Here is a 13488-nt window from a genome sequence, read left to right on the forward strand (position 1 = left end):
CATGCACACCATCGCCCGAATTACAGTCCTCACACTGGCCCTGGGCTTGAGTGCATGTGCGGTACAACGCCCGGAACCGACCACCAGCCTGCCGCCGATCCCGCCGTCTCAGCCAAGCCCGACCCCATCGACCTCGCCAAGCCCCGGCAAGAGCATCCCGGCAAAACCCGCCAAGCCCGTGCCACGCACCTCGGCCAGCTTCGCCCCGCCACCGGGCGGCAACAGCCACTGGGACCAGAAACTCGGCGTCTACGTCCTCGACGACCAGACCAACACCTTTTACCGCCAGCGCACCTACTACCGCTGGAACAACGGCTGGAGCCGCTCGGTCAGCCCCAACGGCCCGTGGGAAGACACCAACATCCACGGCGTCCCGCCGGGGTTGGGGAAAAAGTTCGGGCAGTGATGAGAAACGGCGATCTTGGGATCGCCGTTTTTTTTGCGTCTGATTTTCAGAGAATCGCACGATAGTTACCTAACGCCTTTACCGACTCGACCAATCCTTGCCGTTGGAGAAAGCCAAGATATTTGTCCACCTCCACATTGGGCGTTTTCAATTGCCGTCGCTGGCTTTGAGCCGCAGCGACGACGGCAGCCGAATCAAGATGGAAAAGGTTTTCCACAAACTCATCCGGGTGCTGAGCTTCAATGCCGTATGGCGCGAGGTGACGGGTGGGGAAATCTTTCAGGTTGAACGTCACTATTACATCGGCACCGCATCGGATTGCGGCCGCCAGAACATGGCGGTCGTTCTCATCAGGCAGTGTCAGGCCTGACACCAAGTCTTCATAGCCATCAATACACGCGTCTGGAATAGCCAGGTCCATCAATTGCGATGTGCGATCGAGTTGTTCGAGGGTCAGGTCGGACCTGTTCTTCAATAAGTTACGCTTCCATTCGTGGTGTATTTCCTGAGTCCAGCGAGCCCGATACAGCCCTGACAACGCGAGCCACATCAGGAAATCTCTTAAAGGGGCCGGATATAAAACGCATGCATCGTATACAGCAGTGAAAGAGGAATGCCTCACTCGTACCCTGTCCTTAGCGCCTGTGCCTGCTCCGCGAGAAGCATCATTGCCTGCTCGCTGGCGGTGTCTCGCCGGGTTTTATATTCCATCAGATCTGCAAAGCGCACACGTCGGTGCTTGCCTGTTTTGTGGTAGGAAATCTCACCGCTCTCCAGCAGTTTGATCATGTGCGGACGTGAGACGTTGAGCAGATCGGCAGCTTCCTGCGTGGTCAGCTCCGCGTGGATGGGTACCACCTTCACAGCGTTGCCCTGCGCCAGCGCCGCGAGGATATCGCTCAGCAAGCGTAATGCCGATGTTGGCAGCTCCACGCTGTGGGCTTCGTTCTGTTCATCAAAAATCTGGATTCGCTGAGTTTCAAAAGCGGTTGTGAGGAAGGCGCTCAGGGCACGCTGGCCTTCAATCGCGGCTTTGACCTCACGTTCGACAGGCAGATTGATGGCAGATGGAGTAGCGGTGGTCATAAGACTGTTCCGGCATTGTAAGGAAGATCTGCGGACGTTATTCGAATCAAACGAAATTCGCAATAAACGAAACTGGTGCAGGAATACTCTGTAAAACAACCACCCATCACTCCGCCCCACTCTGCGCTTGAGTAAAGATAACTCTAGAGTTACTTTTAATGGGCCAAGCCAAGGAGGCGGTTGGTGCAGAGCAGGCTATTGATGAAGGAGCTGGAGGAGGCGGGCTGGACGCTGGATCGGGTTGCGGGCAGTCATCACATCTTCACTCATCGTTACAACCCGAACACGATTGCCGTCCCGCATCCGAAAAAGGATTTACCGCTGGGGACAGTCAAAAGCATTCGGCGGCGCGCGGGGTTATTCAGCCCGCCAACCCGTCATGAAGGAGATCCGTAATGCAATATCCCATCTGCATCGAGTGGGGTGACGAGAACACTGCCATCGGCATTCAGATCCCCGATATTCCCGGCGCAGTCACTGCCGGGGACAGCTTTGAGGAGGCCTACAACGCGGCCGTGGAAGTGGCTCACCTTATGCTGCAGGAAATCGCGGCGGCCGGTCAGGCGATTCCGATGCCGACCTCGGCAGCGGCGCATCGCAATCATCCGGATTTTGCCGAGATGGGCTGGGGCATGCTGGAGCTGGATATCTCGCCGTACCTGGGCAAGACCGAAAAGGTCAACGTTACGCTGCCCGGCTATGTCATTCAGCGTATTGATCGCTATGTACGCGAGCACAACGTCAAAAGCCGCTCCTCGTTTCTGGCGGATGCGGCGATGGAGAAACTGGTTCGGTATTGAAGGTACGTCCAATTGCGGGAGCGAGCCTGCTCGCGAAGCTTTTGACGCCCTTAAGCCGTGGCCAATGAAGCGCGTCGTGAAACACTCAAAAACCGCACCAACGCCAACAACGGAAAGATGCTGCCGACAATCACGATCCACAACCAGCCGCCATGCTCGTAAACCGCGCTGGCCACGGAGGAGCCGAAGGCGCCGCCGATGAAGATGCTGGTCATGTACAGCGCGTTCAAACGACCACGACTTTTCGCGTCCAGCGAGTACACCGCGCGTTGGCCCAGGACCATGTTCATCTGTACGCAGAAGTCCAGCACCACGCCGGTCACGGCCAGGCCGATAACGCTGTAGGCCGGGTGGATGAAGGCGGGCAGGAAGCTCAGGCTGGCAAACAGCATGGCCAGCAGCGAGGCGATGCGTGTGTGACCGGCATCGGCGAGGCGGCCGCTGATTGGCGCGGCGATGGCACCGATGGCGCCGACCAGGGCGAAGATCGCGATTTCGCTTTGCGACAGGCCATGGTTACGTGCCAGTTCCAGTGGCACGGCGGTCCAGAACAGGCTGAACGTGGCGAACATGCAGCCCTGATAAAACGCTCGCTGACGCAGCACCGCTTGCCGGCGCAACAGCGTCCACAGCGAGCCGATCAGTTGGCCGTATGTAGCGCTGTGATCCGGCTGGCGCTTGGGCACGGTCAGCGCCAGCACTACGCTGATCGCTGCCATCAACGCTGCGGCGATCATGAACATGGCGCGCCAGCCGAGGTGGTCGGCGACCACACTCGACACCGGTCGCGCCAACAGAATACCCAGCAGCAAACCGCCCATGATCCCACCCACCACGCGACCACGGGACTCTTCCGGCGCCAGATGCGCGGCCAGCGGAATCAGGATCTGCACCGACACCGAGCTGAAGCCGACCAGCAACGAGATCAGCAAAAACACGTTGGGTTGCTCGGTAAACGCTGCGCCCAGGAGACTGGCAATCGCGACCAGCGTGGTGATGATCATCAGCCGCCGGTTTTCCAGCAGATCCCCCAGCGGCACCAGAAAGAACAGGCCCAACGCATAGCCGATCTGCGTCAGCGAAACGATGAAACTGGCCATGGTGTCGGAGAGGCCGATGTCCGGCGCGATGAGACCGATGATCGGTTGTGCGTAGTAGATGTTGGCAACGATGGCGCCGCAGCAGAACGCGAACAGCAAGACCATGCCTCGGGTCATTGCGTGAGGAGTGGTGGTCATAGGGAATCTCGGGTCGGGCACAGGAAAGGGCTGAGGCTAATGGACAACGTGGACTGGCAGAAGACGTTTTCGGATGATAACTGTTATTACGCCGTGTAATGACCAGTATTCCCACGCAACAAAAAGGCGACCCGGTGGGTCGCCTTTTGATTTTTCAGATCAAGCCTTACTGCCCGCTGTAAATCTGATCGAACACGCCACCATCATTGAAGTGGGTTTTCTGCACCGTGCGCCAGTCACCAAACGTCTTCTCCACCGAAAGGAAATCGACTCTCGGGAAACGGTCGGTGTACTTCGCCAGCACCGCCGGGTCACGCGGACGCAGGTAGTTGGCCGCCGCAATTTCCTGACCTTCCGGCGACCACAGGTACTTCAGATACTCATCAGCCGCAGCGCGCGAGCCCTTCTTGTCGACCACTTTGTCGACCACCGAAACCGGTGGCTCGGCTTCTGCGGAGACGCTTGGGTAGACAACTTCGAACTGATCGCGACCGAACTCGCGGGCGATCATTTCCGCTTCGTTTTCGAAGGTCACCAGTACGTCGCCGATCTGGTTGGTCATGAACGTGGTGGTGGCCGCGCGGCCACCGGTGTCGAGCACCGGCGCCTGCTTGAACAGCTTGCCGACGAAATCCTTGGCCTTGTTCTCGTCACCACCGTTTTTCAGTACATAGCCCCAGGCCGACAGGTAGGTGTAGCGGCCATTACCGGAAGTTTTCGGGTTCGGCACGATCACCTGTACGCCGTCCTTGAGCAGATCAGGCCAGTCTTTCAAAGCTTTCGGGTTGCCCTTGCGGACGATGAACACCGTAGCCGAGGTAAACGGCGCGCTGTTGTTCGGCAGGCGCGTGACCCAGTTGTCCGGGACCAGTTTGCCGTTGTCGGCGAGGGCGTTGATGTCGGTGGCCATGTTCATGGTGATGACGTCAGCCGGCAGGCCGTCGATCACCGAACGCGCCTGCTTGCTCGAGCCGCCGAAGGACATCTGCACGGTGATGTTTTCGTTGTGCTCGGCTTGCCAGTGCTTCTGGAACGCAGTGTTGTAGTCCTTGTAGAAATCGCGCATCACGTCGTAGGAAACGTTGAGCAGCGTCGGTGCTGCCTGGGCGATGTTGGCCAAGGCCAGGCCGGCGGCGAGAAGTGAGGCGCCAAAGAGTTTTTTCACTGCGCATTCCTTGTTCTGTGGGGTGTCGTGTCAAAAATGAGGCGATTTGCCAGCGACTATAGCGGGCCTCGCATAGTCGCTTAAAGATTAAAAAGCTCTGTACTTATTCCACTTTCTTGAACAGCTGACTGCCGCAGCGCGAACAGAACGCTGCGCTCTGTTCATGGCTCTTTTTCTGGCAGCCCGGGCAGTCATGTTGCAGCTGTTCGCCGCGCATGGCGTTGGCCAGCTCAGCGGTGAAAATCCCCGTGGGCACGGCGATGATCGAATAACCGGTGATCATCACCAGCGAGGAAATCACCTGGCCCAGCGGCGTCTTCGGCACGATGTCGCCGAAGCCCACAGTGGTCAAGGTCACGATCGCCCAATAGATGCCCTTGGGAATACTGGTGAAGCCATGCTCCGGGCCTTCGATCACGTACATCAGCGTGCCGAACACTGTCACCAGCGTGCACACGCTGACCAGAAACACGACGATTTTCTGCTTGCTGCCGCGCAGCGCCGACATCAGATAGTTGGCTTGCTTGAGATACGGGCTGAGCTTGAGCACGCGGAAAATCCGCAGCATCCGAATGATGCGGATGATCAGCAGATACTGCGCATCGCTGTAATACAGCGCGAGGATGCCCGGCACGATCGCCAGCAGATCCACCAGGCCATAAAAGCTGAAGGCATAGCGCAGTGGCTTGGGCGAGCAGTACAGACGCAGGATGTACTCGCCGAGGAAAATCGCCGTGAAGCCCCACTCGATATAGGCCAGAACGTCGGCGTAATTACGGTGAATGCTGTCGATACTGTCGAGCATCACGATCACCAGGCTGGCGAGGATGATCACCAGCAGGATGCCGTCGAAGCGACGCCCGGCCGGGGTGTCGCTCTGGAAAATCATGACGTAGAGCCGTTCGCGCCAATTGTTGCTGCTGTCCATGGATAACGCCTGAATCGAAGATCAGCGCAGCCTAGGGTGATTCTCCTCGTGAGCGCAAGACTCATGCGCAAGCGACGCTTTGCCAAGCATTTGAATGCCGGCACGAATCAACCAGCAGGCGAGGATGAACGGCGCGGTCAGCGTCGCCAATCCAAGGGCGGCAAACAGCGGCGTCACCAGCAGCGCCAGGACAATGGCGAGCAGCGGCAGCCACGGATTTTGTCGCTGAGCGCTGAAGGCGAGGGCGGCGAGTACGGCGTTATAGCCACCGAGCCCGAGCAGTGCGGCGGACGTTTCGTGGTGCAGTAGACTCGAGCCGAGGCCGATCGCCGACGCCAGCAGCGCCCAGCAGAACGCGCGGCGATCAGCAATGAGCAAACCGCTGGCAATCAACGCCCCGGCCAAAGGATGGTCGAGGAACATTACCTGGCCGAATCCGCGCAGTTCAGCGGCCAGCAGATTTGTCGTGTTCAGGTCGACCGATGCCATCGGCGTGGACGGTTCGGCGAACACCAGCAGCACCCAGCTGAGCGCCACGAACGGCGAGGTATACGCCGGTAAGGCGCGACTGCGGTGAACGTGTTTGAGCCATTGCTGAGTGAGCATCGCGCTCAAGCCGCCTGCTGCAAGAATCAACGGCGGCAGCAGTGGCGACCATGGGAAATACAGGCTCAGCAGCAGGCCGAGCAGCACGCCGTTGTAGCTGAACAACCCGGCCTGGCGATCAGCCTTGGCGTAGTTGCGCCGCTGCGCGGTGAGCAGACCGGCGACGCCACCGAGCAGCGCCCCGGCGAACAGCACCGGCGCCGTCAGCAGAATCGCCAACAGACACAGCAGACCGCACAGCGGATGGCGCTGGAAGAAAATCTGACTGAAACCGTTGAGCAAAGCCTCGGCCCAGTCGGGGCAGTGGGTGTTGAAGTGATTGGCAGGCATGTTGAGAAAATCTGGGCAGTTGGAACATCAAAAGGTCTTGCAAGTCCCTGTGGCGAGGGCATTTATCCCCGTTCGGCTGCGCAGCAGTCGTCGCTTTTGAGGTGTGACGGTTTCCACAGAGAAACCGCATTCTCCGATGGGGGCCGCTTCGCAGCCCAACGGGGATAAATCCCTCGCCACAAGGTTATGCACCCACTTTTAGGGTGGGTCAGATCAACGTCTCGATGCGCAGCGAATTGGTCGACCCCGGCTGCCCGAACGGCACGCCAGCGGTGATCAGCAGCGTGTCGCCACGCTCGGCCATGCCTTGCGCCTGAGCAATCTCCAGTGCCGTCGAGCAGACTTCGTCGACCTGACGCAGGCGATCGTTGACCACCGAATGAATGCCCCACGCCACGCTCAAGCGCCGCGCGGTTTGCAGGTTCGGCGTCAGATTGAGGATCGGCGCTTTTGGCCGTTCCCGCGATGCGCGCAACGTCGAGGCGCCGGACTCGCTGTAATTGACCAGCACCGCCACCGGCAACACGTTGCTGATCCGGCGGATCGCACAGCTGATCGCATCGGAAACCGTCGCCTCGGCTTTCGGACGGCTGACGTCGAGCTGGGTCTGATAATCCGGGCCGTTTTCAACCTGACGGATGATCTTGCTCATCATCTGCACGGCTTCCAGCGGGTATTCGCCGGACGCGGTTTCCGCCGAGAGCATCACCGCATCGGCGCCTTCGGCCACGGCGTTGGCGACGTCGGTGACTTCGGCGCGGGTCGGGGCAGGGAGAAGCGCATCGACTCGAGCATCTGCGTCGCCACCACCACCGGTTTGCCCAGCGCACGGCAGGTGGTGATGATGTTTTTCTGAATCTGCGGCACGCTTTCCGCCGGCACTTCAACACCCAGATCCCCGCGAGCGACCATGATTGCGTCGCTCAACTCAGCAATCTCTCGCAGTTGCTCGACCGCTGAAGGCTTCTCGATTTTCGCCATCAAAAACGCCTTGTCGCCGATCAATGCGCGGGCTTCGACAATGTCCTGCGGGCGCTGCACGAACGACAGCGCGACCCAGTCCACACCCAATTCCAGGCCGAAGCTCAGATCGCGGCGATCCTTGGCGGTCAGCGGGCTCAGGTCCAGCACCGCTTGCGGCACATTCACACCTTTGCGATCAGACAGTTCGCCGCCGTTGAGCACGGTGGTGTCGATCGCATCGGCGTACTTGGTGACCACGCGCAGACGCAGCTTGCCGTCGTCGAGCAGCAGATCCATGCCGGCTTCCAGCGCGGCAATGATCTCCGGATGCGGCAGGTTGACCCGGCGCTCATCGCCCGCTGTCGCATCGAGATCGAGGCGGAACGCCTGACCGCGATGCAATTGCACCTTGCCGTCAGCGAACTTGCCAACGCGCAGTTTCGGCCCCTGCAGATCCATCAGAATGCCCAGCGGGTAGTTGAGCTGGCGTTCGACTTCGCGGATCCACTGATATCGCTTGGCGTGGTCGGCGTGATCGCCGTGGCTGAAGTTCAGCCGGAAGATGTTGACCCCGGCCTCGACCAGCTCGCGGATGTCGTCGATACCGTCGACCGCAGGGCCGAGGGTGGCGAGGATTTTGACCTTTTTATCAGGCGTCATGATTTGCAGTTCTCAAGGATCAGAATGGCGCGGAAGTCGTTGACGTTGGTGCGGGTCGGCTCGGTGACGATCAGTGCATCGAGCGCCTGGAAGTAGCCGTAGCCGTTGTTGTTATCCAGCTCGTCGCTGGCGCTCAGACCCAGTGCGGCGGCGCGGGCGTAGCTGTCCGGGGTCATGATTGCGCCGGCGTTGTCTTCCGAGCCGTCGATGCCATCGGTGTCGCCGGCCAGCGCGTAGACGCCGGGCTGGCCCTTGAGGCTATCGGTCAGGCTGAGGAGGAATTCAGCGTTACGCCCACCACGGCCATTGCCGCGCACGGTGACCGTGGTTTCACCGCCGGAGAGAATCACGCACGGCGCCGCCAATGGCTGGCCGTGATTGATGATCTGTCGGGCGATGCCGGCGTGGACTTTCGCCACTTCACGGGATTCGCCTTCGAGGTCGCCGAGAATCAAGGTGCTGAAACCGGCTTGGCGGCATTTCACCGCAGCCGCGTCCAGCGATTGCTGCGGGCGGGCGATCAATTGGAAGTGGCTGCGTGCCAGACTCGGGTCACCGGGTTTGACGGTTTCCGATTCGGGACTTTGCAGCCAGGTGCGCACGGAGGCGGGAATGTCGATGCCGTAGCGCTTGATGATCGCCAGGGCTTCGGCCGAAGTGCTCGGGTCGGCCACGGTCGGGCCGGAGGCAATGACGGTGGCGAGGTCGCCCGGTACATCGGAAATCGCGTAGGTGTAGACCGTCGCCGGCCAGCAGGCCTTGCCGAGGCGGCCGCCCTTGATCGCCGAGAGGTGCTTGCGCACGCAGTTCATCTCGCCGATGGTCGCGCCGGATTTGAGCAGGGCTTTGTTGATCGACTGCTTGTCGGCGAGGGTGATGCCTTCAGCCGGCAGGGCGAGCAGGGCAGAGCCGCCGCCGGAGAGCAGGAAGATCACGCGGTCGTTTTCAGTCAGATTGCTGACCAACTCCAGTACGCGTTTGGCCACGGCCAGACCGGCCGCATCCGGCACCGGGTGTGCGGCTTCGACCACTTCGATTTTTTCGCACGGAGCGCCGTGGCCGTAGCGGGTCACCACCAGGCCGGTGACTTCACCCTCCCAGCAGCGCTCGACCACTTGCGCCATGGCAGCAGCGGCTTTGCCGGCGCCGATGACGATAACCCGACCCGTGCGATCGGCAGGCAAATGGGCTTCGAGGACTTGGTTCGGGTGGGCCGCGTCTATGGCTGTGGCAAACAGCTCGCGCAGCAGTTGTTGCGGATCGACCGACATGGCGGGCTCCCGGAATTCTTGTTATTCGAAAGGGCAGTACAGACCCCTGTGGAGCGAGCTTGCTCGCGAAAGCGGTGGATCAGTCAATACCTATGTCGACTGCTACTCCTCTTCGCGAGCAAGCTCGCTCCCACAGGTTTTACGCGGTGGTTCTGGGCTTATTTATTGTCGCGAATCGAGAAATTGGCCATGTGCTCAAGGCCCTTGATCAGCGCCGAGTGGTCCCAGTTGCTGCCACCGATGGCCGCGCAGGTGCTGAATACCTGCTGGGCATTGGCGGTGTTGGGCAGGTTGATGTTCAACTCCTTGGCGCCTTGCAGGGCCAGGTTCAGGTCCTTCTGGTGCAGGCTGATGCGGAAGCCCGGGTCGAAGGTGCCTTTGATCATGCGCTCGCCGTGCACTTCGAGGATCTTCGAAGAAGCGAAACCGCCCATGAGCGCTTCACGCACCTTGGCCGGGTCGGCACCGTTTTTCGAGGCGAACAGCAGAGCTTCGGCTACGGCCTGGATGTTCAGCGCGACGATGATCTGGTTCGCCACTTTGGCGGTCTGGCCGTCGCCATTGCCGCCGACCAGGGTGATGTTCTTGCCCATGGCCTGGAACAGCGGCAGGGCGCGTTCGAAGGCATCGGCGTCGCCACCGACCATGATGCTCAGGGTCGCGGCCTTGGCGCCGACTTCACCGCCGGACACTGGCGCGTCGAGGTACTGCGCGCCTTTCTCGTTGATCTTGGCGGCGAAGGCTTTGGTCGCGGTCGGCGAGATCGAGCTCATGTCGATGACCACTTTGCCTTTGCCGATACCGGCGGCAACCCCGTCGGCGCGGAACAGCACGTCATCGACCTGCGGGGTATCCGGAACCATGACGATGATGAATTCGGCTTCCTGCGCCACTTCACGTGGATTGGCCAGAGCGACGGCGCCAGCGGCGACCAGATCGGCCGGCGCGGCGTCGTGGTGTTGCGACAGGAACAGGCTGTGACCGGCTTTCTGCAGGTTCGCCGCCATTGGGTGGCCCATGATGCCGGTGCCGATGAATCCGATTTTAGCCATGAGAAAATCCTCTTGTTTTTGTCGTGCCCCCAACCCATGGCTGGTGAGCTTTTGTGGCGAGGGATTTATCCCCGTTGGGCAGCGCAGCTGCCCCAGATTTTTGCAATGCGTGGTCAATCAGATTGCGTTGTGTGATTTCAACCAACCCAGGCCCGCTTCGGTGGTGGTCAGCGGCTTGTACTCGCAACCGACCCAACCCTGATAACCGATGCGGTCGAGGTGTTCGAACAGGAAGCGGTAGTTGATCTCGCCAGTGCCCGGCTCGTTGCGCCCCGGGTTGTCCGCGAGCTGCACATGGTTGATCTCGCCCAGGTGCGATTGCAGGGTGCGGGCCAGATCGCCTTCCATGATTTGCATGTGATAGATGTCGTATTGCAGGAACAGATTGGCGCTCCCGACCTGTTCGCGAATCGACAGGGCTTGCGCCGTGTTGTTCAGGTAGAAACCGGGAATGTCGCGGGTGTTGATCGCTTCCATCACCAGTTTGATGCCCACTGCTTGCAGCTTGTCGGCGGCGTATTTGAGATTGGCAACAAAGGTCTTTTCCACGGTGGCATCGTCGACGCCTTGCGGGCGGATGCCGGCCAGGCAGTTGACCTGAGTGTTGCCCAGCACTTGTGCGTAAGCGATCGCCAGATCGACCCCGGCGCGGAACTCTTCGACCCGCTCCGGCAGGCAGGCAATACCGCGCTCGCCCTTGGCCCAGTCACCGGCCGGCAGGTTGAACAGCACTTGGGTCAGCCCGTTGGCCTCGAGCTTTGCCTTGATTTCAGCCGAGCTGAAGTCGTACGGGAACAGGTATTCCACGCCAGTGAAACCGGCCTTGGCGGCGGCGTCGAAACGGGCAAGGAAATCCTGTTCGGTGAACAGCATGGACAGGTTGGCTGCGAAACGCGGCATGGTGGTCTCCCGTAAATCTTGTGAGGTCCCCTGTGGGAGCGAGCTGTGGCGAGGGATTTATCCCCGTTCGGCTGCGAAGCAGTCGTAAACCATTGTATGCGGTGTACCTGATACGCCGCGGTTTCAGGTTTTGAGGCCGCTTCGCGCCCTAACGGGGATAAATCCCTCACCACACAAGCTCGCTCCCACAGGGAGAGCAGTCAGCAGTTAATCGAGCATCGAAATCGCCGTCGGCGCGTCATTGCCGACCAGTGCCAGGTCTTCGAACTCGTTGACCGCGTTGATCTCGGTACCCATGGAGATGTTGGTCACACGCTCCAGGATGATCTCGACGATCACCGGCACCTTGAACTCTTCGATCATCTGTTCGGCCTTGCGCAGGGCAGGGGCGATTTCCGACGGTTCGAACACACGCAGTGCCTTGCAGCCGAGGCCTTCGGCGACTGCGATGTGGTCAACCCCGTAACCGTTGAGTTCCGGCGCATTCAGGTTATCGAAGGACAGCTGCACGCAGTAGTCCATTTCGAACCCGCGCTGGGCCTGACGGATCAGGCCCAGGTACGAGTTGTTCACCACGACGTGGATGTACGGCAGTTTGAACTGAGCGCCGACCGCCAGTTCTTCGATCATGAACTGGAAATCATAGTCCCCCGACAGGGCCACGACTTTGCGGTTCGGATCGGCCTTCACCACGCCCAGCGCTGCCGGAATGGTCCAGCCCAACGGGCCGGCCTGGCCACAGTTGATCCAGTGACGCGGCTTGTAGACGTGCAGGAACTGCGCGCCGGCAATCTGCGACAGCCCAATGGTGCTGACGTAGCAGGTGTCCTTGCCGAACACTTGGTTCATTTCTTCGTAAACGCGCTGCGGCTTGACCGGCACGTTGTCGAAGTGGGTCTTGCGATGCAGGCTGGCCTTGCGCTGCTGACAATCCTGCAGCCAGGCGCTGCGGTTCTTCAGCTTGCCGGCGGCTTGCCATTCACGCGCCACTTCGATGAACACGGTCAGCGCAGCAGCGGCGTCGGAAACGATGCCCAGATCCGGGGTGAACACGCGGCCGATCTGCGTGCCTTCGATGTCGACGTGGATGAACTTGCGGCCTTCGGTGTAGACATCCACCGAACCGGTGTGGCGGTTGGCCCAACGGTTACCGATGCCCAGCACCACGTCGGATTTGAGCATCGTCGCGTTGCCGTAACGGTGCGAAGTCTGCAGGCCGACCATGCCGACCATCAGCGGGTGATCGTCAGGGATGGTGCCCCAGCCCATCAGGGTCGGGATGACCGGGATGCCGGTCAGCTCGGCGAACTCCACCAGCAGATCACTGGCATCGGCGTTGATGATGCCACCACCGGCGACCAGCAATGGACGCTCGGCCTGATCCAGCAGGGCCAGAGCCTTCTCGACCTGCACGCGGGTCGCGGTCGGTTTGGCCAGTGGCAGCGGTTGGTAAGCGTCGATGTCGAATTCGATCTCGGCCATCTGCACGTCGAACGGCAGGTCGATCAGCACCGGGCCTGGGCGACCGGAGCGCATTTCATAAAAGGCTTTCTGGAACGCGTAAGGCACCTGGCCCGGCTCCAGAACGGTGGTCGCCCACTTGGTCACTGGCTTGACGATGCTGGTGATGTCGACAGCCTGGAAGTCTTCCTTGTGCATACGGGCGCGGGGTGCCTGGCCGGTGATGCAGAGGATTGGAATCGAGTCGGCCGAGGCGCTGTAGAGCCCGGTGACCATGTCGGTACCGGCCGGGCCGGACGTGCCGATGCACACGCCGATGTTGCCGGCCTTGGTGCGGGTGTAGCCCTCGGCCATGTGCGAGGCGCCTTCAACGTGGCGAGCAAGGACGTGATCGATGCCACCGACCTTCTGCAAGGCGGAGTACAGCGGGTTGATCGCTGCGCCCGGGATGCCAAAAGCGGTATCAACCCCTTCGCGGCGCATCACCAGAACGGCGGCTTCGATTGCTCTCATTTTGCTCATGGTTTTGTGCCTCTTTACGTTTTGTAATTGTATACAAGTGGCTTTGCGCAGAGTGTATTCACGGCGGACGGCGCACGTCAATCCATTTTCTCAAGCGCCT

13 protein-coding genes and 1 pseudogene are annotated in these 13488 nt (G+C 60.4%); 3 read left to right on the top strand and 11 right to left on the bottom strand.

Translation table 11 applies throughout. The annotated features are described in order from the left end of the window. The first annotated feature begins 1 nt into the window (after position 1). Positions 2-406 carry a hypothetical protein gene (locus LJU32_12455; protein WKV90837.1) on the top strand — a complete coding sequence of 135 codons (405 nt, stop codon included), beginning with the start codon at positions 2-4 and terminating at the stop codon, positions 404-406. Between the two features lie 46 nt (positions 407-452). Here LJU32_12455 and LJU32_12460 read toward each other — a convergent pair whose 3' ends face one another. Both LJU32_12460 and LJU32_12465 read right to left on the bottom strand, forming a co-directional pair. Then, positions 453-1028 (bottom strand): PIN domain-containing protein, encoded by a 576-nt coding sequence (locus LJU32_12460; protein ID WKV90838.1) that lies wholly within the window; start codon positions 1026-1028, stop codon positions 453-455. Next, the gene (locus tag LJU32_12465) at positions 1025-1492 is read right to left on the bottom strand and encodes a helix-turn-helix domain-containing protein (protein ID WKV90839.1); all 468 of its coding nucleotides are present in this window, start codon (positions 1490-1492) and stop codon (positions 1025-1027) included. The genes LJU32_12460 and LJU32_12465 overlap by 4 nt, the downstream gene beginning before the upstream one ends. Positions 1493-1675: 183 nt before the next feature. Between LJU32_12465 and LJU32_12470 the strand changes: the two genes are divergently transcribed. Together LJU32_12470 and LJU32_12475 are read left to right on the top strand one after the other, a co-directional pair. Further along, the gene (locus LJU32_12470) at positions 1676-1888 is read left to right on the top strand and encodes a type II toxin-antitoxin system HicA family toxin (GenBank protein WKV90840.1); all 213 of its coding nucleotides are present in this window, start codon (positions 1676-1678) and stop codon (positions 1886-1888) included. Next, positions 1888-2292: a type II toxin-antitoxin system HicB family antitoxin gene (locus LJU32_12475; protein ID WKV90841.1), complete on the top strand. Its 405-nt coding sequence runs from the start codon at positions 1888-1890 to the stop codon at positions 2290-2292. The genes LJU32_12470 and LJU32_12475 overlap by 1 nt, the downstream gene beginning before the upstream one ends. 50 nt (positions 2293-2342) lie before the next feature. On the opposite strand, the gene LJU32_12480 is transcribed toward LJU32_12475, so the two are convergent. The 9 genes and pseudogenes from LJU32_12480 to gcl form a co-directional block, all read right to left on the bottom strand. Then, positions 2343-3530 carry an MFS transporter gene (locus LJU32_12480; GenBank protein ID WKV90842.1) on the bottom strand — a complete coding sequence of 396 codons (1188 nt, stop codon included), beginning with the start codon at positions 3528-3530 and terminating at the stop codon, positions 2343-2345. Between the two features lie 166 nt (positions 3531-3696). After that, positions 3697-4695 carry a sulfate ABC transporter substrate-binding protein gene (locus tag LJU32_12485; GenBank protein WKV90843.1) on the bottom strand — a complete coding sequence of 333 codons (999 nt, stop codon included), beginning with the start codon at positions 4693-4695 and terminating at the stop codon, positions 3697-3699. Between the two features lie 103 nt (positions 4696-4798). Then, positions 4799-5623, bottom strand: a complete 825-nt coding sequence (locus LJU32_12490) for an ion transporter (GenBank protein WKV90844.1) — start codon at positions 5621-5623, stop codon at positions 4799-4801. A gap of 21 nt (positions 5624-5644) precedes the next feature. Beyond that, a complete protein-coding gene (locus LJU32_12495; protein WKV90845.1) occupies positions 5645-6559 on the bottom strand; it encodes an urea transporter in 915 nt (304 codons plus the stop codon). 208 nt (positions 6560-6767) lie between these two features. Then, a pseudogene (gene pyk / locus LJU32_12500) lies at positions 6768-8182 on the bottom strand (pyruvate kinase). Then, entirely contained in the window at positions 8179-9453 is a 1275-nt protein-coding gene (locus LJU32_12505; GenBank protein WKV90846.1) for a glycerate kinase, read from the bottom strand. Before LJU32_12505 ends, pyk begins: the two are co-directional and overlap by 4 nt. Positions 9454-9611: 158 nt before the next feature. Beyond that, a complete protein-coding gene (locus LJU32_12510) occupies positions 9612-10505 on the bottom strand; it encodes a 2-hydroxy-3-oxopropionate reductase (protein WKV90847.1) in 894 nt (297 codons plus the stop codon). A 117-nt stretch (positions 10506-10622) separates the two neighbouring features. Continuing rightward, a complete protein-coding gene (hyi, locus tag LJU32_12515; GenBank protein WKV90848.1) occupies positions 10623-11405 on the bottom strand; it encodes a hydroxypyruvate isomerase in 783 nt (260 codons plus the stop codon). Between the two features lie 207 nt (positions 11406-11612). Further along, positions 11613-13388, bottom strand: coding sequence for a glyoxylate carboligase (gcl, locus tag LJU32_12520; GenBank protein WKV90849.1), 1776 nt, complete (start codon positions 13386-13388; stop codon positions 11613-11615). Positions 13389-13488 lie beyond the last annotated feature (100 nt).

It is taken from the genome of Pseudomonas sp. B21_DOA, from assembly GCA_030544685.1.
In the GTDB taxonomy this organism is placed as follows: Bacteria; Pseudomonadota; Gammaproteobacteria; order Pseudomonadales; family Pseudomonadaceae; genus Aquipseudomonas; species Aquipseudomonas fluorescens_AO.

Bases quoted from the DNA above. Each gene is read 5' to 3' on its own strand.
- LJU32_12455 (WKV90837.1), top strand. From the start codon at position 2: ATGCACACCATCGCCCGAATTACAGTCCTCACACTGGCCCTGGGCTTG.
- LJU32_12465 (WKV90839.1), bottom strand. From the start codon at position 1,492: ATGACCACCGCTACTCCATCTGCCATCAATCTGCCTGTCGAACGTGAG.
- LJU32_12475 (WKV90841.1), top strand. From the start codon at position 1,888: ATGCAATATCCCATCTGCATCGAGTGGGGTGACGAGAACACTGCCATC.
- LJU32_12480 (WKV90842.1), bottom strand. From the start codon at position 3,530: ATGACCACCACTCCTCACGCAATGACCCGAGGCATGGTCTTGCTGTTC.
- LJU32_12490 (WKV90844.1), bottom strand. From the start codon at position 5,623: ATGGACAGCAGCAACAATTGGCGCGAACGGCTCTACGTCATGATTTTC.
- LJU32_12495 (WKV90845.1), bottom strand. From the start codon at position 6,559: ATGCCTGCCAATCACTTCAACACCCACTGCCCCGACTGGGCCGAGGCT.
- LJU32_12505 (WKV90846.1), bottom strand. From the start codon at position 9,453: ATGTCGGTCGATCCGCAACAACTGCTGCGCGAGCTGTTTGCCACAGCC.
- LJU32_12510 (WKV90847.1), bottom strand. From the start codon at position 10,505: ATGGCTAAAATCGGATTCATCGGCACCGGCATCATGGGCCACCCAATG.
- hyi (WKV90848.1), bottom strand. From the start codon at position 11,405: ATGCCGCGTTTCGCAGCCAACCTGTCCATGCTGTTCACCGAACAGGAT.
- gcl (WKV90849.1), bottom strand. From the start codon at position 13,388: ATGAGCAAAATGAGAGCAATCGAAGCCGCCGTTCTGGTGATGCGCCGC.